At 50.8% G+C, this 25559-nt stretch carries 20 protein-coding genes; 9 read left to right on the forward strand and 11 right to left on the reverse strand.

Annotated elements, in window-relative coordinates; translation table 11 throughout:
- Positions 1-7 precede the first annotated feature (7 nt).
- Genes yqiA through nudF form a run of 4 tightly spaced genes read right to left on the reverse strand, consistent with a single transcriptional unit; the run spans position 8 to position 2480 of the window.
- On the reverse strand, positions 8-595 hold the full coding sequence (yqiA, locus tag ACZ5R2_RS15645; protein ID WP_464900226.1) for an esterase YqiA: 588 nt from the start codon (positions 593-595) through the stop codon (positions 8-10).
- Positions 595-1419, reverse strand: coding sequence for a 3',5'-cyclic-AMP phosphodiesterase (gene cpdA / locus ACZ5R2_RS15650; RefSeq protein ID WP_464900227.1), 825 nt, complete (start codon positions 1417-1419; stop codon positions 595-597). The genes yqiA and cpdA overlap by 1 nt, the downstream gene beginning before the upstream one ends.
- Positions 1420-1440: 21 nt before the next feature.
- On the reverse strand, positions 1441-1878 hold the full coding sequence (locus ACZ5R2_RS15655) for a DUF1249 family protein (protein WP_464900228.1): 438 nt from the start codon (positions 1876-1878) through the stop codon (positions 1441-1443).
- The gene (nudF, locus tag ACZ5R2_RS15660) at positions 1866-2480 is read right to left on the reverse strand and encodes an ADP-ribose diphosphatase (RefSeq protein ID WP_464902390.1); all 615 of its coding nucleotides are present in this window, start codon (positions 2478-2480) and stop codon (positions 1866-1868) included. Before nudF ends, ACZ5R2_RS15655 begins: the two co-directional genes overlap by 13 nt.
- 277 nt (positions 2481-2757) lie before the next feature.
- On the opposite strand from nudF, the gene tolC reads away from it, so the two are divergent.
- The 4 genes from tolC (at position 2758) to ACZ5R2_RS15680 (ending at position 7601) form a co-directional block, all read left to right on the forward strand.
- On the forward strand, positions 2758-4062 hold the full coding sequence (tolC, locus tag ACZ5R2_RS15665) for an outer membrane channel protein TolC (protein ID WP_464900229.1): 1305 nt from the start codon (positions 2758-2760) through the stop codon (positions 4060-4062).
- 238 nt (positions 4063-4300) lie between these two features.
- Positions 4301-5674: an efflux RND transporter periplasmic adaptor subunit gene (locus ACZ5R2_RS15670; RefSeq protein WP_464900230.1), complete on the forward strand. Its 1374-nt coding sequence runs from the start codon at positions 4301-4303 to the stop codon at positions 5672-5674.
- The gene (locus ACZ5R2_RS15675) at positions 5674-6366 is read left to right on the forward strand and encodes an ABC transporter ATP-binding protein (RefSeq protein WP_464900231.1); all 693 of its coding nucleotides are present in this window, start codon (positions 5674-5676) and stop codon (positions 6364-6366) included. Before ACZ5R2_RS15670 ends, ACZ5R2_RS15675 begins: the two co-directional genes overlap by 1 nt.
- A gap of 8 nt (positions 6367-6374) precedes the next feature.
- Entirely contained in the window at positions 6375-7601 is a 1227-nt protein-coding gene (locus ACZ5R2_RS15680) for an ABC transporter permease (RefSeq protein WP_464900232.1), read from the forward strand.
- Positions 7602-7806: 205 nt separating this feature from the next.
- On the opposite strand, the gene hldE is transcribed toward ACZ5R2_RS15680, so the two are convergent.
- Both hldE and glnE read right to left on the reverse strand, forming a co-directional pair.
- Positions 7807-9237: a bifunctional D-glycero-beta-D-manno-heptose-7-phosphate kinase/D-glycero-beta-D-manno-heptose 1-phosphate adenylyltransferase HldE gene (hldE, locus tag ACZ5R2_RS15685; RefSeq protein ID WP_464900233.1), complete on the reverse strand. Its 1431-nt coding sequence runs from the start codon at positions 9235-9237 to the stop codon at positions 7807-7809.
- A gap of 84 nt (positions 9238-9321) precedes the next feature.
- Entirely contained in the window at positions 9322-12186 is a 2865-nt protein-coding gene (gene glnE / locus ACZ5R2_RS15690; protein WP_464900234.1) for a bifunctional [glutamate--ammonia ligase]-adenylyl-L-tyrosine phosphorylase/[glutamate--ammonia-ligase] adenylyltransferase, read from the reverse strand.
- 235 nt (positions 12187-12421) lie between these two features.
- Between glnE and ACZ5R2_RS15695 the strand changes: the two genes are divergently transcribed.
- Positions 12422-13447, forward strand: a complete 1026-nt coding sequence (locus tag ACZ5R2_RS15695) for an IS110 family RNA-guided transposase (RefSeq protein ID WP_464900235.1) — start codon at positions 12422-12424, stop codon at positions 13445-13447.
- A gap of 289 nt (positions 13448-13736) precedes the next feature.
- Here the strand turns inward: ACZ5R2_RS15695 and ACZ5R2_RS15700 are convergent, their stop codons facing one another.
- A complete protein-coding gene (locus ACZ5R2_RS15700; protein ID WP_464900236.1) occupies positions 13737-14993 on the reverse strand; it encodes a methyl-accepting chemotaxis protein in 1257 nt (418 codons plus the stop codon).
- A gap of 512 nt (positions 14994-15505) precedes the next feature.
- Entirely contained in the window at positions 15506-17023 is a 1518-nt protein-coding gene (locus ACZ5R2_RS15705) for a CYTH and CHAD domain-containing protein (protein ID WP_464902391.1), read from the reverse strand.
- Positions 17024-17228: 205 nt separating this feature from the next.
- On the opposite strand from ACZ5R2_RS15705, the gene ACZ5R2_RS15710 reads away from it, so the two are divergent.
- The 3 genes from ACZ5R2_RS15710 to ACZ5R2_RS15720 all read left to right on the forward strand — a co-directional run bounded on the left by ACZ5R2_RS15710 (position 17229) and on the right by ACZ5R2_RS15720 (position 20131).
- On the forward strand, positions 17229-17909 hold the full coding sequence (locus ACZ5R2_RS15710) for a TIGR00153 family protein (RefSeq protein ID WP_464900237.1): 681 nt from the start codon (positions 17229-17231) through the stop codon (positions 17907-17909).
- A gap of 125 nt (positions 17910-18034) precedes the next feature.
- The gene (locus ACZ5R2_RS15715; protein ID WP_464900238.1) at positions 18035-19294 is read left to right on the forward strand and encodes an inorganic phosphate transporter; all 1260 of its coding nucleotides are present in this window, start codon (positions 18035-18037) and stop codon (positions 19292-19294) included.
- Positions 19295-19519: 225 nt separating this feature from the next.
- A complete protein-coding gene (locus tag ACZ5R2_RS15720) occupies positions 19520-20131 on the forward strand; it encodes a TIGR04211 family SH3 domain-containing protein (RefSeq protein ID WP_464900239.1) in 612 nt (203 codons plus the stop codon).
- A 156-nt stretch (positions 20132-20287) separates the two neighbouring features.
- Here ACZ5R2_RS15720 and ACZ5R2_RS15725 read toward each other — a convergent pair whose 3' ends face one another.
- Positions 20288-21049, reverse strand: coding sequence for a general secretion pathway protein GspB (locus ACZ5R2_RS15725; protein ID WP_464900240.1), 762 nt, complete (start codon positions 21047-21049; stop codon positions 20288-20290).
- Positions 21049-22656: an AAA family ATPase gene (locus ACZ5R2_RS15730; RefSeq protein ID WP_464900241.1), complete on the reverse strand. Its 1608-nt coding sequence runs from the start codon at positions 22654-22656 to the stop codon at positions 21049-21051. Before ACZ5R2_RS15730 ends, ACZ5R2_RS15725 begins: the two co-directional genes overlap by 1 nt.
- A gap of 89 nt (positions 22657-22745) precedes the next feature.
- Here ACZ5R2_RS15730 and ACZ5R2_RS15735 point away from each other — a divergent pair, with 89 nt between their 5' ends.
- Positions 22746-23975 carry a multifunctional CCA addition/repair protein gene (locus ACZ5R2_RS15735; protein ID WP_464900242.1) on the forward strand — a complete coding sequence of 410 codons (1230 nt, stop codon included), beginning with the start codon at positions 22746-22748 and terminating at the stop codon, positions 23973-23975.
- A gap of 122 nt (positions 23976-24097) precedes the next feature.
- Here ACZ5R2_RS15735 and ACZ5R2_RS15740 read toward each other — a convergent pair whose 3' ends face one another.
- Complete coding sequence (locus tag ACZ5R2_RS15740) at positions 24098-25477, reverse strand: L-cystine transporter (RefSeq protein ID WP_464900243.1); 1380 nt, start codon at positions 25475-25477, stop codon at positions 24098-24100.
- Between the last annotated feature and the right edge of the window lie 82 nt (positions 25478-25559).

The raw sequence follows: 25559 nt of genomic DNA on the forward strand, positions 1-25559 counted from the left end.
TTGGCTGCTACAGGCCAAGAAAATCGAGGATACCCGGCAGATAGCGTTCAAAGCCGACAAAGCTGTGATCACCGCCTTGTTCAACGGTTTGTTTCGACTCAGTAAAACGGCTGACGGCTTGGCGATAATCCAGTACTTCATCGCCCGTTTGCTGCAGCAACCAGAAATCATCGGGCGTTTTTAGGCTCTGGATATCGAGCGCTTTAAGCTCATCGATGTGCTGCTCTTTGAGCGTATAGCACTGCTTGGTGTAGGGGTTTTCCTGCTCACCGAGAAAATCCATTAACAACTCATAAGGTTTTACGGCTGGGTTGACCAGTACCGCCTTGAAACCATAGCGTGCATTGAGCCAGACAGATAAGTAGCCACCGAGGGAGCTCCCCACCAGGCCAATACGATAGTCGTGGCGATACTGCTCCACCAGTTCAATCAACTGCTGCGCTGCTTGCCGTGGGTAACACGCCATCTGCGGCGTGATCAGGCGGATATCAGGACGGTGTTGCTCACAGTACTGGCGCATCAGCTCTGCCTTGAGCGACTGTGGGCTGCTGTTAAAACCATGGATGTAGAGCAATAAACTTGGCTTTGTGCTCATCAGTAACCACCTGAGGCAAAATCTGGCATAAAGCGAGTACTATCAAGACGCTTAACACAAGAATCAACCTGACCATTCGCCAGCAAAGTGATCTCACGCCAGCCTGGAGCCTGGTTATCCAGGGCAAAATCACTCGAGGAGGGCTTAAATTGAACGCAGGTTGATGGGGTCGCCATCACTCGAACATCACCACGCATTTGGTCAAAATCTTGATGGACATGGCCACACACCACCAGCTTGACATTATTGTGCTTGTCAACAATCTGCCAAAAATCCTCACTGTCTTTCAAATTGTGCTGATCAAGCCACTGGCTGCCCACCAACAGTGGGTGGTGATGCAGTAAGATCAATGTGTGGCGCCCAGCATGCTCAGTGAGACGGTTATCGAGCAGCTCAAGCTGCTGATCGCTCAAACGGCCATGCGGCTTGCCGACCACCTGAGAGTCAAGCACAATAACCTGCCAATGCTCACCTAACAGGGCATGCTCTAGCGCGTGAACCTGACTCGATGGCAAGACCTGCGCCATGTTGGGCTGATAGTCGTGATTACCTGGTAGCCAAATACAGGGCTTGTCTAGCGGTGTAATGCCATCAATAAAGCGCAAATAAGAGTCCGCACTGTGATCTTGCGAAATATCACCAGTGGCAATGATCGTGTTAAAGTCGATACCCTGGGAGTGAATCATATCAATGACAGCGTGGAAGCTATCGCGTGTATTGACATTGAGTAGCGCCCCTTCCTCATCTGAGAAAAGGTGTGTATCGGTAATTTGTAAGAGCTTTACTGCATCTAAGCCTTCACTAAAAACGGGAGACACTTTCAAAATCAAAAACCTAAAACTTAACTAAAATAATGGACGACGGCTAATGCCGTGCTTCAAACAAAACGTCAGCCAATCGCCGAGAAAGCGATTAATCTGCACTTTCTCATCTTTTTGCACCATTTTGGTGTTCGGATAGTCGTAACGAGCTTGAAAACGCGATAGGTGTTCACATGACGTCACTTCCGCGACGCGTGCGTCGTGATATAGCCTGACAGACATCGAAGGTAATGGAAACACCCCTGTCTCATCACTCTGACATATCTCAACTAAAGTTGTGTACTTTGTGACTTCGACCACACGAAGTTGATACGACATTTTCTGCACTTGATAGCAGCGCACATCCCCGACACTTGGCTGGTGCGGTATCAAGGCATTTAGTTTAGCGTAATTCATCTCATAGGTACGCATCAAGTCTGCTAAATCAACATGATACGGCCTATTCATCGCTACGACAGCCATTGCGTTTGGAGTTGTTGACGGTTGAGCTCAAGCCATTGCAACGCAATGATACTGGCGCCATTTTCTATTTCGCCATCCATGACCATTTGGTAGGCCTGCTCACGCGAAACTACACGGACACGAATATCCTCATGCTCTGAGGCAAGGCCATGTACACCACTTGCCTGTGAGGCATCAACTTGGCCAACAAACACATCAATTTTTTCAGAGCTACCACCTGCTGAGGGGTAGTAAGCGAGCAATTTTCGCACCTGTGATACCTCAATGCCAGCTTCCTCTTGCGCCTCACGTGTGACTACCTCATCAGCCAATTCACCGTGCTCAATGATGCCAGCCACGATCTCAATCTGCCATGGCGAGTCGTGCTCTAAAGCGCCGACGCGGATTTGCTCAATCAGTACCACCTGATCGCGCACCGGATCATAAGGCAGCAAAGCGGCGGCGTGGCCGCGCTCGAGCATCTCGCGCTCAACCACATCACTCCACCCCCCTTCAAACAGGCGGTGCTTGAACTGATATTTGAACATCGAAAAGAACCCTTTGTGCAAGAGGTGTTTATCGATAATCTCAATATCCTGGCTGGTAAATGAGTTCAATCTAATTCCCTTCTTTATGCTGATGCTTTCGTTAACCCAAAACGGTGAATAACCTTGTGTGCCAAGCCCTTATTGTATTCTTGATACGAAGGTTTGACCAATTTTACATTCAACTTTTTGCGTAAAAATTATTATTTTTGTTTTATATCGCCACAATACTGCTGCTTTTCCAAGCAAAATTCATCAATATCTATGTAAAAAGTGCAAAGTTTTAAAGGAATTGCACACTTTTTGAGTTAGAATCTTTCCACACCCTAAACTATCTATGGCAGGAATTTAAATAATGAAGAAGCTGCTTCCACTGGTACTTAGTGCAGCACTTGGCTCTCTAAGCACATCAGCATTTGCCGATGACTTGGTACAGATTTATAACCTAGCAAAGGACAATGATCCAACGCTACTCAGCTCAGCTGCGACGCGTGATGCTGCCTTTGAAGCCATCACTTCTAGCCGCTCAACGCTACTGCCACAGATTAACCTAAATGCAGGCTACAACATCAATCGTAGCAACATCGATCAACGCGAGTCTGACGCACTAACCGCCGGTGTCATTCTGTCACAAGAGCTATACAATCGCTCAAGCTGGATCTCACTCGATATCGCCGAGAAAAATGCCCGTGCGCAGGACTCTATCTATGCAGCAAACCAGCAGGCATTGATCCTGCGTGTCTCACAGGCCTACTTTGAGGTTCTACGTGCACAAGACAACCTTGTGTTTGTTCGCGCAGAAAAAGCGGCTGTAGGCCGTCAACTAGAACAGACCAAGCAACGTTTTGAGGTGGGCCTGTCTGCAATTACTGACGTTCATGACGCTCAGGCGCAATTCGATGCGGTATTGGCTGATGAAGTACTGGCGGAAAACAACCTCGTCAACAGCTACGAAGCGCTGCGCGAAATCACCGGCCAAGAGCACGCTAACCTAAGCGTTCTTGACACTAACCGCTTCTCTGCGAGCAAGAGCTCGCAACCAGTAGCTAGCCTGGTTGGTGAAGCTGAAGAGAAGAACTTAAGCTTGCTTGCTGCGCGTATCTCGCAAGATGTCGCGCGTGATAACATTTCACTTGCTGACTCCGGTCATTTGCCATCCATTTCACTTAATGGCGGCTACAACTACGGCGATGACTTTAACAGTTCATATAATGGTGACGCTTACAACGACTTCAACATCGGCGTACGCCTGGATGTACCTTTGTATACTGGTGGTCGCATCACCTCACAAACCAAACAGGCAGAGTTCAACTACGTTGCTGCAAGCCAAGACCTCGAGGCGACCTACCGCAGCGTAGTGAGAGATGTACGTGCGTTTAACAATAACATCACCGCCTCTATCGGTGCACTGCGCGCATTTGAGCAATCTGTAGTTTCTGCGCGCTCAGCACTTGAGGCTACGGAAGCAGGCTTTGATGTGGGTACACGTACCATCGTTGATGTGCTTGATTCGACTCGTCGCTTGTACGATGCAAACCGTAACCTGTCTAATGCACGCTACGACTACATCCTCAGTCAGCTTCAGCTACGCCAAGCGGTTGGTAACTTGAGCGAGCAAGACATCCTGGATGTCAACGCTGGGCTTATGCCCGCTAAATAATAAAAAAACCGCTTCGGCGGTTTTTTTATTCCCTTCGGGAAGAGGCGAGAAGCGAGATCGCTTTGCTGCGAGAGGCGAGGAATTATTGTGGAAACTCCTCGCTCCTCGAAGGGCTCTGCCCGTCCCCGATCCCCGCCCCTTTCTTATAGTAAATGTCTGTAAATCCCTTACCCTTCAATATCAAACCCTTGTTACCCTGAAATCAATCTCAATTAATCGAATCTAGGGTGAACTACACATGGGTAAGGGAAAGGTTGTCTTACTTGGGTTACTGCTGGCTACAGTGTCTGGCGGTGCGTTTGTCTTCCACCACTCCAATCAACAGCAAACTGCGCCTTTGCAAGAGTATCGCACTGAGCCGGTGTCTATCGGCCATATCGATAATCGCGTCAGCGCGACAGGGACATTAACCGCCGTCAATGATGTGGTGGTCGGTGCTCAGCTGTCGGGTCAGATCATTTCGGTCCTTGCTGACTTTAATGACACGGTTGACAAAGGACAGCTCCTGGCAGAGATTGACCCTGATTACTTTTCTGCACGTGTGAGCCAAAACCAGGCGCTGGTTGCTAAGAGTGCTGCGGATGTTAACGCCCAGCAAATCGTTATCAAGCGTGCGCAACTCAACTACGAGCGCGCCGAGCGCGAGCTCGCTCGCTCTAAAAAGCTCTATACCAACAAAAGTATCTCTGAAGATACCCTAGATACCATTGAAACCGCGGCTCAGATTAGCAAGCTTGATTGGCAGCAGAGTCGCTCGCAACTCGATATCTTAAAAGCAACGCACCAAGCCAACCTGGCCAGTTTAGAGCAAGCACAAATCGATCTCGACCGCACGCGCATCACCGCACCTATCTCTGGCTTTGTCATCAACCGTACCATTGAAGCTGGGCAGACCGTGGCCTCAAGCTACAACACCCCAGAGCTGTTTACACTCGCGCGCGACCTGTCCGAAATGGAAATTGAGGCCTACATCGATGAATCGGATATCGGCTTGGTTCAGGTCGGTCAGCAGGTACGCTATACCGTTGATGCTTACCCTCAGCGCAACTTTCAGGGGCAAGTTAGCCAGATCCGCAAGGCTCCACAAACCAACAGCGGCGTGATCAGCTACGTGGTGATCATCGAAACGCAAAACAACGACAACAACTTATTACCCGGTATGACCGCGAATCTGGATATCTCAATTGAAAGCGTCCGCAATACCCAACGTGTCACCAATGCCGCCATTCGCGCCGCATCGCGATACGTCAACTCAAGCAGCGCAAACAACGATCCTCTAGCTCGACTCATGCATCTCAATTTAACTGCCGAGCAAAAACAGCAGCTACGCGAACTTATGCCTAAGCGCCAGTCAGAGGGCTCCTCAACGACGCAGCGCCAGCAACGCCAACAAATGCAGAAAGTGCTCTCCACTGTACTGACCGCCGAACAGCAGCAGCTCAACCGCAAGATCCGCCAGGGTGAGATCAGTGTCGGCCCACTATTGGTGCTCAAAGAGGGGCAAGTCCAGACCATCTATGCCCAGTTTGGCGCGTCTGATGACAAGTTTTCCGCCGTGATCAGCCCTGTTCTCAATGGCGTCGAGGTCATTACACAGATAAGGGATAACTAATGAGTATTGCAATCGAGTGCCGCCAGTTGAATCACAGCTTTCCACTCGGCGATGAGAACTTTCAAGTTCTTAGCGAGGTGACCTGTCAGATCAAGCAAGGCGAGATGGTGGCGATTATTGGTCCCTCTGGCTCAGGAAAATCAACCCTGATGAACATTATCGGCTGTCTTATGACACCAGAAAGCGGCGAGATCGAGATCCTTGGACAGAGCACCAAAACGATGTCGAAAAACCAACTCTCTGAGGTGAGGCAAAAACACATCGGCTTCATTTTTCAACAATTTAATCTGCTGGCGCGCACCTCTGCGCTGGAGAACGTCAAGATGCCCCTGATGTACCAAAGCAGTAAGGTCGCCGATGCAGACGAGCGCGCGCAGCACTGCCTTGAGCAAGTGGGACTGGGGGATAAGCTCGCCTCACACCCCAACCAACTCTCTGGGGGACAACAACAGCGTGTCGCCATCGCTCGAGCACTGATTAATCAGCCGGATATCTTGCTTGCTGATGAGCCTACAGGAGCGCTAGATAGTAAAACCAGCGAAGATATTGTCGCCCTATTTCGTGACCTCAATCAGCGCGGACAAACCATAGTCATCATCACGCACGACCATGAGGTCGCAGAGCAAGCTGACCGAATTCTACACATTCGTGATGGTCGCCTGCATCTGGATCAAGATAACACCCGACGTTAGGAGCTGACATGACAACCTTGTTTACTGCCCTTACCTCGCTGCGTACGCACCTATTGCGCTCAATTCTCACTACGCTTGGGATCATTATTGGTATCAGTGCGGTGGTGATCATGTTCGCCCTTGGAGAAGGCGCACAGCGTGAGGTGGAGCAACAAATAGAAAGCCATGGTACCAACCTATTAATGGTTCGCGCCGGAGCGATTCGCTCAGGGGGCGCCAACATGGCCTCCGGTGAGACTCGCCGCCTGACTATGTCCGACGTCAACCAGATCCGCGATGAGGTGCCAGGCCTTGCCGCCGTGGGAGCGAATGTAAATGGACAGGCCCAAGTGGTATGGAGTAACCAAAACTGGAACACCAGCGTGCAGGGAATTAATACCGACTTCTTAGCTGCAGCTAATTGGGATATTACCCTTGGACGCGCGATCTCTGACAGCGAGGTCCGAAGCAGCGCCAAGGTAGCTCTGATTGGCAATACCGTTGCGAAAGAGCTGTTTGGCCGCGCAGACTATGCGATTGATGAGGTCATTCGCATCAATAAAGTGCCACTGACTATCATCGGCGTGCTCAAAGAAAAAGGCCAAGATGCTCGAGGCCAAGATCAAGATGATCTCGTCATGGTGCCACTGACCACCGCCAACCGACGTGTGATCGGCCGCAGTGCGGGCAATATTGACCGAGTCAATCGCATCACTGTCTCCGTCGAGCGAGCAGAGGATATGGACTTTGCCGCCGAAGAGATAGAGCAGCTGCTGATGCAAAAACACCGCGTCGCCGCCCATGCGCCAAACCCTTTCACCATCATGAATATGACCGCGATGCTCAACACCCGCGCCGAAGCCAATCGCGTGTTCTCGATGCTCCTCTCAGGTGTCGCTGGGGTTTCACTGCTGGTGGGTGGAATTGGGGTTATGAATATTATGCTGGTGAGCGTGACAGAGCGTACCCGTGAGATTGGCCTGCGCATGGCCGTAGGCGCCAAACCAAGACACATTCTGACCCAGTTCTTGATTGAGAGCGTGGTTCTGTGTTTGCTCGGCGCTTTGATTGGCATTGCCCTCTCCCTCGCCGCCGTGCTAATTCTACAAACCAGCCTCGGCTGGCAAATGGTGGTATCACCGCTGATCATCATCCTGAGCATCTCTGCCACCGCAGCAATTGGGGTCGGTTTTGGTTTCTACCCTGCCTTTAAGGCGTCTAGGCTTGATCCTATTGAGGCCTTGCGCCATGAATGAAAAAAGCCGCTGAGTGCGGCTTTTTTCATTCCCGTTGGGAAGAGGCGAGAGGCGGGATCGCTTCGCTGCGAGAGGCGAGACGTGCTCGTTAGAACTAATTAGGAGCGAGGTTCGAGTGACACTTCGTTCCGAGGTACGAGCGGTCCACCGCGCGAGTAGAACTCCTCGCCTCTCGATTCTCGACTCTCGACTCTCGACTCTGCCTTTAACCCTTACCACCCTTAATCGCATCAATAATCTCAGTGGTTGAGCAGCCGTCTTCGAAGTTGAGTACTTTTACTTGGCCGCCGTTGGCGATGACCTCTTTGCCACCGACAATCTCTTCTGGTTTGTAATCGCCGCCCTTAACTAGAAGATCAGGCAATACCTCAGAGATTAAGCGCTGTGGCGTGTCTTCTGCGAACGGGACAACCCAATCTACTGCGCCAAGGCCAGCGAGTACCGCCATGCGGCGATCGGTTGGGTTAACTGGTCTGCCTGGACCTTTTAGGCGCTTAACCGATTCATCGGTGTTGACCGCAACAATCAAGCGATCGCCCAGCGTCGCTGCGTGGTTGAGGTAAGATACGTGGCCGGCATGAAGAATGTCGAAGCAGCCATTGGTCATGACTACACTCTCGCCCTTGGCTTGCGCCTTTTTCACGGCAGCAATGAGTGCGTTCTTACTCGTCACGCCAAAGTCAGTGTCTTGGCTGCCATGCACGGCCTCAGCGAGCTCAATCTCCGACAGAGTTGAAGTGCCGAGTTTGCCAACCACAACGCCAGCGGCTGCGTTAGCAAGCGCGCACGAGTCTTCAAACGACTTACCTGCAGCATAAGAAGCCGCCAGTACCGAGATCACCGTATCGCCAGCACCGGTGACATCGTACACCTCTTTCGCCTGAGTCGGCAGATGGAATGGCGCCTTGCCGCGGCGCAGTAGTGTCATACCATGCTCGCTGCGAGTGACCAGTAGCGCCTCAAAATCAAACTCTTCAATCAGGGCATGGCCTTTTTCAACCAGGTCTTGGTCATCTTTTACCTTGCCAACCACCAGCTCGAACTCAGCCATGTTTGGCGTCAAAAGCGTCGCACCGCGGTAGCGCTCGAAATCGGCGCCTTTCGGGTCGATAAATACTGGCTTACCTGCCTTGCGCGCCAGTTGGATCAACTGCTGAGCATGCTCCAGAGCACCCTTGGCGTAATCAGAGAGCACCACGGCAGAGACCTTAGCCAAATTCTGCTCGACGCGACTGGCAATCAAGTTTGCATCGGTATTTTCAAACTTATCCTCAAAGTCCAAACGGATCAGCTGCTGACCACGACTGAGCACGCGTAGTTTGGTTATGGTCGGATAGTTTGGCAAAGCAACGAAATCACAAGTGACATTTAATGATGACAGGGTTTCATTCAAGACCTTGGCTGGCTCATCAATGCCAGTCAGACCAACAATGTGCGCATGGCCGCCAAGTGAGGCAATATTCATTGCGACGTTGGCTGCACCACCCGGGCGCTCCTCGTTGTTCTCTACTTTCACTACAGGAACCGGCGCCTCTGGTGAAATGCGCCCAGTTGGGCCATACCAGTAGCGATCCAACATCACGTCGCCAATAATCAATACACCGGCATCACTATAGTTCGGTAGGATGGGTTTCATCGTTTTTCTCCAAATCATTTAACCTGCGGATTGTACCACAGCTGTTCATTGCTATTGTGTGCTTAGTTAGTTGTCGTGCGCTGACTACTCACCTAACCAGTGATTCCAAAGCCCAGTCACCTGCTCTCGCTCTTGGACAAAACGATCATCCGCCACGTCGGCATCAAGATTGAGTAAATTGCGGTGATGAATTTGGTTACGCATCGTAGTGTACGCTCGGGTGATCGCTAGCGCCTGCGCCTCTTCCATCACGCCTTGCGCCATGAGCGACTCAAAGATACGCACGTTATCCGACCAACGGGTCAACTTAGGCTTGTCGTGGCTCTCTTTAAGGATCAGGTATTGAGCCAAGAACTCTATGTCGGTTATCCCGCCCTGATCTTGCTTAAGCATAAATCGGTTGGCTTTCTTGCCACCAAGGTGATCACGCATCTTATGGCGCATCTGCACCACGTCCTGCTTGAGTTTGTCACTATCACGCGTCAAACACAGGATGTCATGTCGCGTTTGACCAAAGGCTTGCTCAAGTGGCTCGTCGCCATAAATCATCCGAGCACGCACCAACGCCTGATGCTCCCAGGTCCAAGCCTCTTTGTGTTGGTACTCATCAAAGGCATCGGCAGGACTGACCAAAAGACCTGAGATACCTGATGGTCTTAGTCTGGTATCCACCTCGTACAGGATGCCTGAGGCAGTGCGAGTTGAGAAGATGTGAATGATGCGCTGAGCCAGACGCAGATAGAACTGACGACCATCGATCTCTTTTTTACCATCGGTATACACATTCACTGGGCAGTCGTGCATAAATACGATATCGAGGTCTGAGTTATACCCCAGCTCCCAGCCACCGACTTTACCGTAGCCAATCACCGCAAAACCTTTACCCTCTCGCTCTTTGAGGTGACTAGGCTCGCCGTATTTTTCTGCGATCTGCTGCCAGGCCTGATGGACGACCGCCTCTACAATGGCCTCGGCCAAATAGGTTAAGTGATCGCTGACCTTCATCACTGGCAAGACACCGGTGATATCCGCAGCGGCAATCTTGAGGATGCAGATCTGTTTAAACTGGCGCAGCGCTTCCATCTGCTGCTCCATATCATCTTCAGGAATACGGGCTAAATAATCACGCAATTCGCTGCGATAGGCATCAAGCTCAATCGGATTGTACAAGTGCGCAGGGTCGATAAGCTCATCAAGCAGGATCGGGTAGCGACTCAGCTGCTGGGAGATCATCGGACTTGCGGTGCACAGTCGCACCAGTTGCGTCAGTGCCGCAGGATGCTCATCGAGCAACTCAAGGTAGGTGGTCCGAGTGACAATACTGTGCAACAGATGCAGCACGCGCGCCAAGCCGAACTCCGCCTCTGGGTGATTGTAGATAGCCTCAAAGACTTTCGGCATCAGACGATTTAGCACCTCTCGCCCGCGAGGGCCCAAGGTTTTCTTGGCTAAATCGCGCTTAAAACGGCAGATCACTTCACCTTGAGCGCTCGGCTCTGCTACTTCAAGATCATGACTCAAGATGTTCTCAACCACGTCCGCTTCATCGACCATGTCCCACAGCTCGTGAAAGTGCTTGGCGATTGCCTCACCTTGCTCCTCATCATCCTCACCAATCAAGGACTCAAACACCTGATGAACATTATCCATGTGCTTGCCGGTGCATTGACGCAGCTCTGCCCAGTCTTGGTGGCCCATCGCTAGCGACAGCTTGAGCTGATCCAGTTCGTTGTCTGGTAAGGTCTGAGTCTGCTTATCCGCCATAGCTTGAAGCAGGTTTTCTAGGCGGCGTAAATAGCGATACGCCGAACGCAACTGACCGACCTCACCATCGGGTAACAGTCCTAGCTCATCAATCGCAGCGAGCGTCTCAAGCAGTCCGCGACCACGCAAGCTGGGTTCTCGACCGCCGCGGATCAACTGGAAGACCTGAGCGATAAACTCAACCTCTCGAATGCCACCGGGACCGAGCTTAATATTGTTCGCCAGTCCACGTCGGCGCACCTCACTGGTGATCATCGATTTCATGCGGCGCAGCGCCTGAATCGCACTAAAGTCGATGTAACGTCGGAACACAAACGGACGCAGCATTTGGCGCAGCTCTTGGTACTGAGGATACATCTCACGCCCCATCACGCGTGCTTTCACCATCGCGTAGCGCTCCCAGTCACGCCCTTGCTCTTGGTAGTAATCCTCAAGGGCAGCGTAGCTCATCACCAGAGGGCCACTCTCACCAAATGGACGCAGGCGCATATCAACGCGATAACAGAAGCCATCAAAGGTCTGTTGATCGAGCGCTTTAATGATGCGCTGACCCAGGCGGGTAAAGAACTGAGCATTGGCGATAGAGCGGCGTCCCCCCTGAGTTTCGCCATTCTCTGGATAGGTAAAGATCAGATCGATATCCGAGGAAAAGTTCAGCTCGCCACCACCGAGTTTACCCATGCCGATGATCAGCATAGGTTGGATCTCACCATTGGCGTTGGTCGGGGTGCCCCATTCACGACAACAGATCGCATACTGCCAGCGGTAGGTCTCAAAGATCATCGCTTCAGCCAACGTCGAAAGGTGCTCTAGGCTCTCTTCTAACGACCAGTCATTTAAAAAATCACGCCACGCGATATACACCATCTCACGATTACGAAAGCGGCGCAGCACTCGATGTCCAGAGGCCTCATCATGGGCGTCTGCCAAAAGAACTGCCAGACGCTCGCGATAGTGACAAGCGCGGCAAGACTCCTCAAGCATGCTTGGCAAGCTAGCACCCAATTCAGGGTCACGCGCGATAGCTTCGACAATAAATTGGCTCAAGCCAGAGATGAAATGCAATTGCTGCCTGCGTTCCTCTGACCAGGTCTCTAACCATGAATTATCATCAAAAGATTGCATTGAGGCGTGAGCTTGTGGCTCAAGTGAAGAAGGAAGTTGATATTGCGCTGGCAACGACATTGGGGATCCTTGTAACCAGTGAATGAGAACTCCCCATAGCTTAACCTAATCATAGCGGCTTACAAAGGGGGGCGAGGTGCGGGGACGGGCAAAGCCCTTCGAGGTGCGAGGAGTTTTACGCACGTGAGAATTACTCGCACCTCGGAACGAAGTGAACCCCAATGGTATGGACTCCCCACCTTAACCGACGTTGTCAGCTAAAGTTAAAGCGTCAACCAAAAAAGGAGCCCATACCATGAATAAGCCTAACACCATTTCTATCGATCTTGCCAAAACTGTCTTTCAAGTTGCGTTGTTCAACCAGGCTGGAAAGTTAAAATCTAATCGAGCTATGTCACAAAAACAGATGCTGGCTTTTATTGCCCAGCATCCGTCTGCTCACATCTATATGGAAGCCTGTGGGTCTGCGCACCATTGGGGACGTTACTTTCAAAAGCGCGGGTACCAAGTTCGTCTTCTTCCTGCTCAAATAGTGAAAAAATATCGTTCTGGCAATAAAAATGATGCCAATGATGCACTGGCGATCTACGAAGCTTCTAAGCGCTCAGATATTCACTTTGTTCTAGTAAAAACCACTGAACAACAAGACATTGCAACTATCTTGCGCTTGCGTCAAAGCTACCTTAAACAACGAACCGCTACTGCGAATCGAATTCGAGGTTTTGCAATGGAATACGGCGTTAAGTTCCCACAAAGCATCAAAAAATTACGCCAATTACTTCCTCAAGAATTAGAAAATCCAGACAATGGGTTAACTCCTGCTATCCGGTTCAGCTTACAATTACTGCTTGATCAGCTGATTGCTCTTGATAAGCCCATCGATGATGCAAATAAGCAGTTGATTGCTTATGTGAGGCAGATCCCTGCCTGTCGTTTACTGACGTCATTGAGAGGTGTCAGTTGGATAGTTGCAGCAGCTTTATACGCCCGGATAGGGGATGCTTCAACTTATAAGTGCGGTCGCGATGCCAGTGCTAGCATTGGGGTTGTTCCAGCACATACAGGTAGTGGCGGTAAAAACAAAAACCTTGGTATTACCAAAAAAGGTGACCGAACACTTCGCTCTCTGGTAGTACACGGAGCGCGAGCGGTGGTCAGTAATATCAAAGATAAAACTGACCCATTAAGTTGTTGGATACGCTCCTTGCTGGAGAGAAACCACTTCAACAAAGTCGTTCTGGCCTTAGCCAACAAGACCATCAGAATAGCATGCGCTATGCTGAAAAAAAATGAGCCTTATAGAGAAGAACTATCCGCTTAATAGTATCTAGATAAGGCTGACTGAGAGGTTAAAGAGCGACAGCTCACCAATGTAACTGCAAGAAACTATGGACAACGTGCTATCAAAGCCGGCAAGGAAAACTCTGAGAGGAGCGGTGGTACTGAGATACCTTAACCTCGTTTAGAATCCTTGCTATGTGGATGAAGCCATACAGGTTCGGGGTAGCGCCCCATTTAGAAACCGAATATACGTGCACTTGCTAACACGCGTCCTTGATTACTTGCACTACTAGGGGAGTCCATATACGCTCCTCGCACCTGATTTTAGGTTAGACTTTAAACGAGCTGATCTTAGTATCGAGTTCTATCGCATTGCGTTGCATGGTTTCGGAGCTTTCGAGTAGCTCGCCCATCACATTGACTGATGCCTCAACTAACTCACGCACGTTGGTCAGGTTCTGGTTCATCTCTTCAGCGACCGTGCTTTGCTGGCTGGCTGCGCTGGCGATTTGGAAGTTCATATCATTGATTTCGCTTACCTGAGTAACGATGCCATCCAGCTCACCACCGGCGTTGGTCACCAAATCAACGCTCTCTGCCGCTTCAACCACACTCTTCTCCATCAGCTCAACGGCGCTGTTGGCGCTGTCTTGCAGCTGAGTGATCATGTCTTGGATCTCAATCGTGGCTTTTTGGGTGCTTTGCGCCAGATTTCGTACCTCGTCTGCAACCACGGCAAAGCCTCGCCCAGCCTCACCCGCACGCGCGGCTTCAATGGCGGCATTCAGTGCCAGTAAGTTGGTCTGCTCAGAAATGCCTTGGATTGTGCCCACTACGCTGCTGATAGCCGCAACGCGCTCTTCAACCTTGTTCACCGCGCCCGCCGATTGGGTGATATCGCTCGAGAGCTCACTGATTTTCGAAATAGTGCCCCCGACAAACTCTTGACCACGCTTAGCCTGACCTGAGGCGTTCTCGGTCAAGCTAGAAGCCGTTTGGGCATGCTCAGCCACAGTCTGAACGGTTGAGCTCATCTCACTCATTGCGGTCGCAAGCTGATCGATCTCTTGAAACTCTTCTTGTGCCGAAGCCTTGGTTTCCGACATGCTCATGGTCATGACCTCACTCAGGCTAGTGAGCTCTTGTGAGGCATTGATCTGCGCGCTGATCACATCTTGAAGTTGAAAACGGGTCTTTTCTAGCTCACGCGCGACATCGCCATACTCATCCTGACAGTCCATTGAGATGGTTTGCGACAGGTCTTTCGCTGCCATCATCTGGATCGACTGGCTAAGATACTCTGTTTGGCGCAGCATCAGCCGCGCGACAAACAGCAGTAACGCGACAAAGATGATAATCATAACCCCGGTTTGCCATGCCATTTGCACTAGGTATTGCTGATAATGTTGCTCAGCCACTTGGACATCCTGGGTCGCTTGCAGCAGCGACTGATAAAATGTGCTCGCATCAAATAGCTGCTTAGCGATCAATAATAAAGTACTAAACACCATCAGCATGATCATCTTTGGCACCAGACGTACATCCGTGACGATTTTTTCCCAGGGCTTAAATCTCAGTTTTTCCATTAACACGACTCCACTACCTATTTACTGGCCTATCGACCAGTGATACAGCGATAACAGCAAAAAATCGTCAACTTAAATCATTGTCATGCGACTCGAAATAGATTTTATCGATACCAAGCGGACTTATTTTACGCTGTTGAATAATCCAGCATATCAAATTCACAGTGGGATTTTGATCCAAGAAAGTACCATTTTTTGACTAGGTTTGTGGTTCTGTGAGGCAGGGCGAAAAACAGAGTCGAGATTCGAGGTTCGAGAGGCGAGGAGATCGATGCGCGTGGAAGGTAAGTCGCTGATCGGAAAGTATCTTCACTTCGCTACTAGCGAAACTAAGTTCGATGCTGCTGAATGTACATAAATCGATAAGCAACAAGAAATAGTTGTGGTAAGTATGGCGATAGTAGAGGGGGAGACTAACTAAACGCGCGCAGGAAATTACTCGCACCTCGGAACGCAGTGAAACCCGGTCCTCGAACCTAACAAAAGGCTCCTTGAAAGGAGCCTGATTCGATTTAGTCTTGCCAGTACGGTTTGGTATCGACACTGATGCGGCGCGTTTGCTCCATGGCATGCAAGATGGAGGTTTCTTGGCGCAGTAGCCAACGCTCTAGCTGGCTGAGCTCCTCGCCCTCTAATTGGGTACGAAATACCTCAAGCTGTTTGAGCTTTTGCAGGTCATCAATACCCTGCATTAGGTCGGCCCATGGCAATCGGAAGCGGTTACGCTCTTGGGTATCATAGAGGTTCGCAAAGCTCACGCCAGTGTAGAGGTTGCGCATCAAGCGGTACTGCTGATCGATGTACTCCTGACGCGATAAAACCTTCTCACTTGGAAACGCCTCAACCAGCTCCGCCCAAGTGCGATCCAGCTGTTTGGCTGAAAAGCCGCGCACGTCTTTAGTAATCTTCTCGCGTGCCTTGTCATCAAGGAACGGCTGCCAGCCTCGCGTTAAGATCCAGCGGCTTAGATCCAACAGCAAACCGGTGTAACGTGCAGAAGACAGTAGCTTCAGGTTTTCTTCTCGGGAAGGCAGCTGCGCCTCAACCTGTTTTAGCCCTTCGACAATATACTTACGCGCATCAAGCTTACGTAGCACGTGCCCCTTGTCCTCAAGTAAGTCCTCAAGGTTATCGTAGACATCCAGCCATTCCAGCTCTTGCTCTAGCCATTTAAGCTCTTGACGCAGCAAGGCGCTGGCCCTGCGCGGAACAATACCACCAAAGACGGTAAAGATTTGACGGATAAAACTGATCGCATGACGGATTTCATGCAATGCCTCGATGCAAGGACGTTCAGTGAAGATCTGCTCGTGGTAGTGCCAATGAGATAGGGCGTGCTCAAGCGCATTGACCATGCAGGCTTCAACGCTGTCGTCGGATTTGGTGTTAACCAATGCCAGTGGCGCAACTTGGTCACCCTCATGCCCATGAGCAAGGCGATACCCACGTGCCGCTTTACTCATATTTCCTAGCCGCATTCCACCGTTTTCAGACAGTGAGCGGGCCAGGGTAAACAGCGCCTCGGTTTGCCCCGACTTCAGCTCTAACTCGACCTCACAAATCGGCTCTTGCTCACCACGTGCCTCAACCACACCTTGGTCAAAGGCGACCTCGATTTGACTGCCATCACTCATCCCTACCAGCCATTGCTCACGGGTAAAGTTGGTCGAAAACAGAGGTACCAACTGCGCCTGCACCTCATCGGTGGTGCGCCCCTCTGGCCAAACTTCAGCCGGGTGAAGCGCTAGGTCAGGTTTGTTTGAGTTGTGCTCGGCATTATATTCTGGACGCTGGTGCAATCCTGCCACAACACGTCCAGCGGTTTTGACGGTCTGTACAAACACCCCATCAATCTGACGAATGCGCATACCAATGTCATGTCTGCGCAACCAGTTATCCGCCGTATCGAAATACGTATTGCCTAGCTCTCGACAGCTGTGCTGAAGGACCTTAGCCCCACCTAACTTCTCACGCAATGTGTCAGAAAAATCAGGAGAAACAAAAAGCTTCAGCTCTATCTCGGTTTCCATATATCCACCTTTTAATCCAGATAGGCCAAGCATATTGCCAAAGTGAGAGATCGGCAAGAAGCAAATAGTGACAGAATGATGCATTAAAACAGTTTTAATGTTTCTTTTTATAAGTTAACATCCGCGGCTTTATAGCCATCGTTCAACATTTGACCTGATTATGGTGTATGTTTTTTTAAGGTTATAGTTATTAGGTTTAAAGACCATGCCAGTAAATACCATTATGGGGTTGTTCGCAAAGTCCCCGATTAAACCTTTGCAACGTCATGCCGTGTGCGTTAACGAGTGCTGCTCGCACCTGATCAACTTCTTCGAGGTTAGCTCGCAAGAAGATTGGGAGAAAGCAGCAGAGATTCGTGGCCAGATTTCTCATCTTGAGAAAGAGGCTGACGTCCTTAAGCGTGAGATCCGTCTCAAGCTCCCGCGTGGGCTGTTCTTGCCTGTCGATCGTAGCGATATGCTTGAGCTGCTAACTCAGCAAGATAAGCTTGCCAACCTCGCCAAAGATATCGCTGGTCGAGTTTATGGTCGTCAGCTTGTTATCCCAGCCTCTATGCAAGACAGCTTTTTAGCTTATGTCAAACGTTGTCTCGATGCCGCCAAACAGTCTCAAGACGTGATCAATGAATTTGATGAACTGCTTGAGACCGGCTTTAAAGGTCGTGAGGCGACGTTAGTGGCTGATATGATCCATCAACTTGATGTGATTGAAGATGATACCGACTCAATGCAGGTTGGTCTTCGTCAGCAGCTGATGGCTGTCGAGGGTGACTTGAACCCGATTGATGTCATGTTCTTGTACAAAATTCTGGAGTGGGTTGGAGAGATTGCAGATCAAGCTCAGCGCGTTGGTGCGCGCCTTGAACTGATGCTTTCGCGCTCATAATCCGCTCTTATAATAATGAGTAATGAAGAAGGGCACCATGCTTAAACTTAGCATTACAACGGTGCTGGGCGTCGCTTGCTGCGACGAAACCTGTCCCGCTCATTACATAACAACTAGGTATTACAATGGATATCCTTGCTAACTACGGTACTATCCTAATTCTTTGTGCAGCCGTATTCGGTTTTATGATGGCTGTAGGTATTGGTGCGAACGATGTCGCGAATGCAATGGGCACCTCGGTCGGTTCAAAAGCACTGACGGTTAAACAAGCTATCATCATTGCGATGATTTTTGAATTTGCCGGCGCCTATCTGGCAGGCGGTGAAGTAACCGACACTATACGTCGCGGTGTTATTGATACTGCACTGTTTGCTGACCAACCGGATGTACTGGTATTTGGTATGCTGTCAGCCCTGCTGGCTGCGGGCACATGGCTACTGCTTGCTTCATTTATGGGCTGGCCGGTCTCAACAACTCACTCTATTATCGGCGCCATCATTGGCTTTGCTTGCGTGTCTGTCGGTACAGAAGCAGTCGATTGGGGCAGTGTTAAAGGCATCGTAGGTAGCTGGATCGTCACGCCGGTGATCTCTGGTCTGTTCGCTTACGTTATCTTTGTTAGTGCTCAACGCCTGATCTTCGATACTGACCGCCCTTTGCTCAATGCTAAGCGCTTTGTACCTGTCTACATGTTTATTACCACCATCGTTATCGCGCTGGTTACCATCCAAAAAGGTCTTAAGCACATCGGTCTGCATCTGACGGCGGGCGAGGCCTGGGTTGCCTCTGCAACTGTGTCTGCTTTTGTTATGTTCTGTGGCTTCATGTACATCAATAAGCGCTTTGCTAACCGTGAAGATGACCACAGTTTCTCTGGCGTTGAGGGGATCTTTAGCGTGCTTATGGTTGTGACTGCGTGCGCGATGGCCTTTGCCCATGGCTCAAACGATGTCGCCAATGCTATCGGTCCACTGTCGGCGGTTGTGTCAACCGTTGAACACATGGGTGAGATCACCGCCAAAAGCCGTATTGCTTGGTGGATCTTGCCACTTGGTGGTATCGGTATTGTTGTCGGCCTAGCAACCCTTGGCCACAAGGTAATGGCGACAGTAGGTACTGGCATCACTGAGCTAACCCCAAGTCGCGGGTTCGCGGCTCAGCTTGCGACTGCCTCAACCGTAGTTCTCGCGTCTGGTACAGGCCTGCCTATCTCAACCACACAGACGCTGGTTGGCGCGGTACTGGGCGTAGGCTTTGCTCGTGGCATCGCAGCACTCAACCTTGGCGTGGTACGTAATATTGTCGCCTCATGGGTTGTTACGCTACCAGCGGGTGCGCTGCTTGCCGTGGTCTTCTACTACGGTTTGAGTGCCATGTTCGTCTAACAACTTAACTGTGCTGACGGGTGATAAAAGTCAGCGTTAAGTTAGAACAATGTCATTATTTGCTTATATCCAATTTTAGGGAGGCTTTGCCTCCCTTCTTTGTTGCACACAGGCCAGAAAATTCTTACTATCAGCTTAGTTTTATTGTTCTGTCTTATTCAAAGTCCCTATTAGTTAACTACACAATAACTAATGGACAGATAGCCTATATTGAAAGGATAACCCGTGAAAAAGCTGATCTACTTGGTTTTGCTCGCTGTAACGTCTGTTTCTACAGCTTTTGCCCAAGACCGCTATATCGCAGATAAACTATTTACCTATATGCACTCAGGCCCAGGCACTCAGTTTCGCATCATTGGTAGCGTGAATGCTGGCGATAAGGTCCAACTCCTAAACACAGACCAAGGCGCTGGTTACAGCGAAGTCGTTGACAGTCGTGGCCGCAAAGGTTGGGTCGAGAGCAAGTTTGTGACGACTCAGCAGAGCATGGCAATCCGTCTACCACAGGTTGAGAAAGAGCTGGCAGCAGCTAAAAAATCTCTAGCTAGTGCACGCTCTTCGGCCGACAGCGAAATGGCTGGGCTGGTTGAATCGCTTGAAACGCGTAATCAACAACTCTCCGATTTGGAGCAAACTAATACTGAACTCAATCGCCAGGTATCTAGCGCACAAAACGAGGTGCGTGAACTTCGCGCTCGCCTAGACACGCAAAAAGAAGACCTGCTACTAAAATACTTTATGTATGGCGGTGGTGTTGCTGGTCTTGGCCTCCTATTTGGCCTATTGCTGCCACATATCATTCCACGCCGCAAAAAATCACCAGCGGGTTGGAACTAAACGGATAGAATGTAAAAAAGGTCGCTCAATGAGCGACCTTTTTTTTCCCTTGCGGGAAGAGTCGAGAAGCGGGATCGCTTTGCTTCGAGAATCGAGGAGGTATAACTCGAATCTCGTAGGGCTCTGCCCGTCCCCGCACCTCGCTACTGTCTGTGTTTACCCTCGCCAATCATATAAAGCCGGCACTCGGATGCGTTCGCCTTGGAAGCGGATGACACACGCTTGTGGCTCTATTTCTTCAAGAATTAACTCGGCGCCGATGACCTCTCCCTGGCTGTACTCGACATCGTTGATCTTCACCCAGCGCTTGTCTACCGCACTCGAGTAGACATGGGTTTGGAAATTGAGTGCTGGCAGTCTTCCTAGGTAGTCGGCCGCATTTTGCTGCAATGCGATGGCATTGGAGCGCTCAGATCTGCGGGCTGAGGTTGTCTGCGTGCTGGGCGTGGTTATCGCTTGCTGGACCCGCTGGGCAAGCTCTGGTGACAGCTCAGTCAGGTCTAGATCACCGAAAGGATTATCCACATCACTCCTAGTGCCAGAGCTCACCTCAGGGGTGGCTTGGGGCGTTGTTGCTATTGCATCATCGAAACTATTAGCATCACTGAAACCACGACGAGGCACAGCCGACAAGTTACTGCTTGGGCTAATATTGGTCAGCTGGTATTCCACATCGATATACTCGACCTGCGTCTCTACAACCAATTCAGGCTCTTGAGTCAGCTCCGCACGATAAGCCTTGGCGATAAAGTAACTGCCGACGGTGAGGCTCGGCAGTAACGCCAATAACATCAGTTTACCCCATGATGGGGGCGCTGGCTGAGGTCGAGCAACCATTGGTGCCCCGCCCATCATCGGTTGGCTTTGAGCATAATGTTGTTGTTCTGAGCTTTGCAATGCACTAAGCACTTTTGACATTATTGTATCTCCTGGTGAGCGATTAAGGTTGGAGAGCCTGTCTGAGTCATGTGCTCAAGACGCGTCAGTGTCTTGCGCCCGGCAATACCATCCACAGTCATTCCCTGCCAGCGCTGGAATGCCTCGACACGCTGTTTGAGCTCAGAGTCGAAGGTAGTGGTTTCCACGCGGCTGTGACCAAGTACCTCGGCTAATTTACCAGCTAGGATCCCGACCTGCTCTCCCTGCATACCTTGGCGCAAGGTTTGATCGAAGTGATTTTGCCACAAATAACGATACTCCCCACTCCACAGCTGCTCGAACCACACAAGCGGTAACTGTAACTGCTGATCACCGTTATACAGGGTAAAGTGCCCGTCTGACAGCGCACTGATGACTGCGTAACGACGTTGCCCCTCGAACTCTAAGGTGGCAACAACCGGCAAGTTCAGAGCGCGTAACTGCGCAATATCACCCTGCTCAAAGCTGCAATCAAACAGGCTGTCACCCCGGTCTAAACACAAGCTATCCAGCACAGAGGCAGAAAAGCCCCACAGCTGATAAAGGTCGCTTACTGCCCCTTCAAGGGTCAGGCCTTGATGCAAAAAGGCCACTGCAGGTTCGGCAAGACGAGTTTGGGTCGTCACCTCTACCTGGAGGATCTCTTGTGGGTCGCTCACCCACTGATCCATCACTTGCTGACTCAGCTGTTCAAATTGGGGAGTGAATGCGTAAGCGCTCGCACAACCGATCAGCAGCGCTGATACATAAGCAAAGACGTGGCTTTTAGGCGCTTTCTCTTCTGCTGTCGCGGTGGGCATTTGATACGCCATCACCACTTCACACGACTGAGTGACCAAGGCCGGTGTCAAATTCGAGGTACCTATATTGTGCGCCTGCTTAAGGGCTTCGTCGCAGACTAGATTGATCAGCCGGGGGATCCCTTGAGTGTATCGCGCAATAATCGCCACCGCTCGCTTACTAAATAGCTCCGCTGAGCCTCCCGCTGTGCGCAGACGAAACTGAATATAAGCCCCGGTCTCCTCATCATTAAGAGGCAATAAGTGATAGCGACCTGTGATACGCTGCGCCAACTGACGCAGCTGTGGCCACTGTAACTTCTGCTGCAGTTCAGGCTGTCCAACCAACAACACCTTGAGCAGCTTGTGGCTCTCTGTTTCTAGGTTGGTCAGAAGGCGCAGCTGTTCAAGCACATCGGGAGCAAGGTGCTGCGCCTCATCAATCACCAGCAGGGTCTGTACGCCACTGGCATGGTTATTGAGCAGATAGTGATGGATTGCCTGAGTTAGGTCTTTAAGGCTGGCCTTTTGGGTATAGTCGATGCTGTACTCATCACAGATGGCCTGCAACAACTCCACCGATGAGAAGGTCGGATTGAGGATCAGAGCGGCCTGAGTGCTGCTCTCGAGATTATTGAGCATCGACTTGGCCACCGTGGTTTTGCCCGTGCCCACCTCGCCGGTGAGCATTGCCATGCCCCCGCCCGAGGTCAAACCGGTTTTAAGATAGCGAATCGCCTCTTGGTGACGTTGACTAAGATAGAGATAACGCGAATTGGGGACAATCGAAAACGGCCATTCACTAAAGCCAAAATATTGTTGATACATCCCTCTTCTCCCTATCATTCATTAACCAAGGAAAGTAACATTAGTTTTGATTAGCGCCAATGTTAATCGAGTAATTATAAGGGGATATTGTGAAAGTTTATCTGGTTGGGGGCGCAGTACGTGATCAATTGCTTGGACTGCCTGTCTATGACAAAGATTGGGTTGTGGTGGGTAGCTCCCCTGAGCAAATGCTTGCCCGAGGCTACACGGCCGTTGGTAAAGACTTCCCTGTGTTTCTCCACCCCAACACCAAGCAAGAGCATGCCCTGGCCCGTACAGAGCGCAAATCAGGCTCTGGCTACACTGGGTTTGAGTGTTTCTTTGACCCGAGCGTGTCGCTTGAGGACGATCTGATGCGCCGCGATCTGACCATCAATGCCATGGCAGAGGATGAGTTTGGTCAATTGCATGATCCCTACAATGGACAGCAAGACCTGCAAGATAAAGTCCTGCGCCACGTGTCTGATGCTTTTATTGAAGACCCGCTGCGCGTACTACGTGTCGCGCGTTTTGCCGCTAAGCTCGCGCACCTTGGCTTCACTGTTGCCGAAGAAACCCTGCTATTGATGAGGCGCATTACTCAATCCGGCGAGCTTGAACACCTAACGCCGGAGCGCGTATGGCAAGAGTGGCATAAATCGCTATCGACTCAAGACCCCCAGGTATTTCTCTCGGTACTGCGCGAGTGCGGCGCACTCTCGGTGGTGTTGCCTGAACTCGACGGCCTGTTCGGTGTCCCACAACCAGAACAGTGGCACCCCGAGGTCGATACCGGCATCCACACCTTGATGGTTACCAAGCAGGCCGCGCTACTCAGTGAGTCCACCGTGGTGCGATTCGCTGCCCAAGTGCACGACCTTGGTAAAGGCATCACACCCGAAAACGAGTGGCCAAGTCACAAGCGCCACTGCTATACCGGGCTAAAACTGATCAAAAAGCTCAGCCAACGCGTCAAGGTCCCCAATGAGTATCGCGATCTGGCACTCATGGTGTGTGAGCAGCATTCTAATATCCATCGCGCCGCAGAGCTTCGACCTGCCACTATCCTCAAGGTTCTGAGCAGCTTTGATGTATGGCGCAAGCCACAGCGCCTAAATGATATTTTGCTTTGCTGCATGGCAGATAGCCGCGGTCGCACCGGCTTTGAGCAGATTGATTATCCACAAAAAGCGCTCTTTGAGCGGGCGTATCAAGCCGCTGCCCAGGTCAGTACCCAGGCCATCATTGCCGATGGCTTCCAAGGTGCAGCGATACGAGATGAACTAGAAAGTCGCCGCATTTTCGCTATTTCCCAAGTAAAAGCATCATCGAAAAACTAGCAGTCAGAAACTGTGTTTTACTCGCTCCTCGGAAGGCAGTGTACCTCGAGCCCGCCCCTAAAAATAAAAAGCCGGAGTAAATTCTTACTCCGGCTACTGCAATCCTTGATACGATTTTTTGATTAAGCGTTTTGCTCAGTTAAGTTTGACTCAGCCTCGCCCTCTTTATCTTTGATCAGGCGGCTAGTGATCGTGCCTGCTGTCATCGCACCTGAAACATTTAACGCGGTACGTGCCATATCAATCAGAGGCTCAATCGAGATCAGTAGCGCAGCAATGGTCACTGGCAACCCCATCGCCGGAAGCACGATCAATGCAGCGAACGTCGCACCGCCGCCAACACCTGCGATACCAAATGAACTGATGGTGATGATCGCTACCAGCGACAAGATAAAGCTAAAGTCCATCGGGTTAATACCCACTGCAGGGGCGACCATCACTGCCAGCATGGCAGGATAGATACCGGCACAGCCGTTTTGACCAATGGTCGCACCAAAAGACGCTGACAGGTTGGCAATGGCTGGCGGTACTTTCAACTTGGTGATCTGCGCTTCCACATTAAGCGGAATCGTCGCTGCCGAGCTGCGTGAGGTAAAGGCAAAGGTCAGAACCGGCCAGATTTTCTTGAAGTACTCTTTCGGGCCAACGCCAACCAGCGAAACCAGTAAACCATGCACGACAAACATCAATGCGATAGCCACGTAAGACGCCACGATAAAGCCAAGTAAGTTCAAGATGTCCGCTGCGCTAGAGGTCGCCACCACGCGCGCCATCAATGCCGCAATACCATATGGTGTTAGTGCCATGATCATCTTAACCAGACGCATCACGATTGATTGTACTGCCTCAACGAAAGTGCGAATTGGCGCTTCTAGCTCCGGTTTTTCACTCATCACATGGCGCGCCGCGATACCAGATAAGATGCCGAAGATCACCACGGCAATGATTGAGGTTGAGCGTGCACCGGTCAGATCAGCAAACGGGTTAGTTGGGATAAAACTAATTAGCATTTGCGGGATAGTCAGGTCGCTCACGCGATCCATGCGCCCTTCAAGTGCACTCAAGCGCGCCGTTTCACGTGCCCCTTCGGTTAACCCTTCAGCGCTTAGGCCAAAGCCTTGAGTCACTGCGATACCGATCAGCGCAGAGATCATGGTTGTGACGAGCAAGACACCGATAGTCAGGCCGCTGATCTTGCCAAGAGAAGCCGAGTTCTCAAGCTTCACAACCGCTGCAAACATCGATACCAGTACCAGAGGCATGATGATCATCTGCAAAAGACCCACATAGCCACGACCAACCACATTGACCCAATCTAGGCTGGCAGCAATCGAGGCGTGCCCTTCACCGTAGACGAGCTGCAGCGCTAGGCCAAACAGGCTACCGAAAATAAGACCAATTAATACTTGGCGAGAAAGGGTTGCGCCTTTTCTTTGCTGAACGCTCAAAAAGAAAAGTAGCGCCGCAAATACTGCGAGATTTGCCACCACTGCGACCGACATAGAACTTCCTTTATTAATGCAAACTTTTGAGAAAATTATTATTAGTGAGACAAAACAGTACCTTTTTACTGAGCATAGGATA

The organism is Vibrio sabulosilitoris, from assembly GCF_055391395.1.

What these genes read in the sequence shown, in the direction of transcription:
- ACZ5R2_RS15700 (WP_464900236.1), bottom strand. Translation starts at nt 14,993, where the DNA reads ATGGAAAAACTGAGATTTAAGCCCTGGGAAAAAATCGTCACGGATGTA.
- ACZ5R2_RS15680 (WP_464900232.1), top strand. Translation starts at nt 6,375, where the DNA reads ATGACAACCTTGTTTACTGCCCTTACCTCGCTGCGTACGCACCTATTG.
- ACZ5R2_RS15740 (WP_464900243.1), bottom strand. Translation starts at nt 25,477, where the DNA reads ATGTCGGTCGCAGTGGTGGCAAATCTCGCAGTATTTGCGGCGCTACTT.
- ACZ5R2_RS15725 (WP_464900240.1), bottom strand. Translation starts at nt 21,049, where the DNA reads ATGTCAAAAGTGCTTAGTGCATTGCAAAGCTCAGAACAACAACATTAT.
- ACZ5R2_RS15730 (WP_464900241.1), bottom strand. Translation starts at nt 22,656, where the DNA reads ATGTATCAACAATATTTTGGCTTTAGTGAATGGCCGTTTTCGATTGTC.
- tolC (WP_464900229.1), top strand. Translation starts at nt 2,758, where the DNA reads ATGAAGAAGCTGCTTCCACTGGTACTTAGTGCAGCACTTGGCTCTCTA.
- glnE (WP_464900234.1), bottom strand. Translation starts at nt 12,186, where the DNA reads ATGTCGTTGCCAGCGCAATATCAACTTCCTTCTTCACTTGAGCCACAA.
- ACZ5R2_RS15675 (WP_464900231.1), top strand. Translation starts at nt 5,674, where the DNA reads ATGAGTATTGCAATCGAGTGCCGCCAGTTGAATCACAGCTTTCCACTC.
- ACZ5R2_RS15655 (WP_464900228.1), bottom strand. Translation starts at nt 1,878, where the DNA reads ATGGCTGTCGTAGCGATGAATAGGCCGTATCATGTTGATTTAGCAGAC.
- ACZ5R2_RS15710 (WP_464900237.1), top strand. Translation starts at nt 17,229, where the DNA reads ATGCCAGTAAATACCATTATGGGGTTGTTCGCAAAGTCCCCGATTAAA.
- ACZ5R2_RS15695 (WP_464900235.1), top strand. Translation starts at nt 12,422, where the DNA reads ATGAATAAGCCTAACACCATTTCTATCGATCTTGCCAAAACTGTCTTT.
- ACZ5R2_RS15715 (WP_464900238.1), top strand. Translation starts at nt 18,035, where the DNA reads ATGGATATCCTTGCTAACTACGGTACTATCCTAATTCTTTGTGCAGCC.
- hldE (WP_464900233.1), bottom strand. Translation starts at nt 9,237, where the DNA reads ATGAAACCCATCCTACCGAACTATAGTGATGCCGGTGTATTGATTATT.
- ACZ5R2_RS15705 (WP_464902391.1), bottom strand. Translation starts at nt 17,023, where the DNA reads ATGGAAACCGAGATAGAGCTGAAGCTTTTTGTTTCTCCTGATTTTTCT.
- yqiA (WP_464900226.1), bottom strand. Translation starts at nt 595, where the DNA reads ATGAGCACAAAGCCAAGTTTATTGCTCTACATCCATGGTTTTAACAGC.
- ACZ5R2_RS15670 (WP_464900230.1), top strand. Translation starts at nt 4,301, where the DNA reads ATGGGTAAGGGAAAGGTTGTCTTACTTGGGTTACTGCTGGCTACAGTG.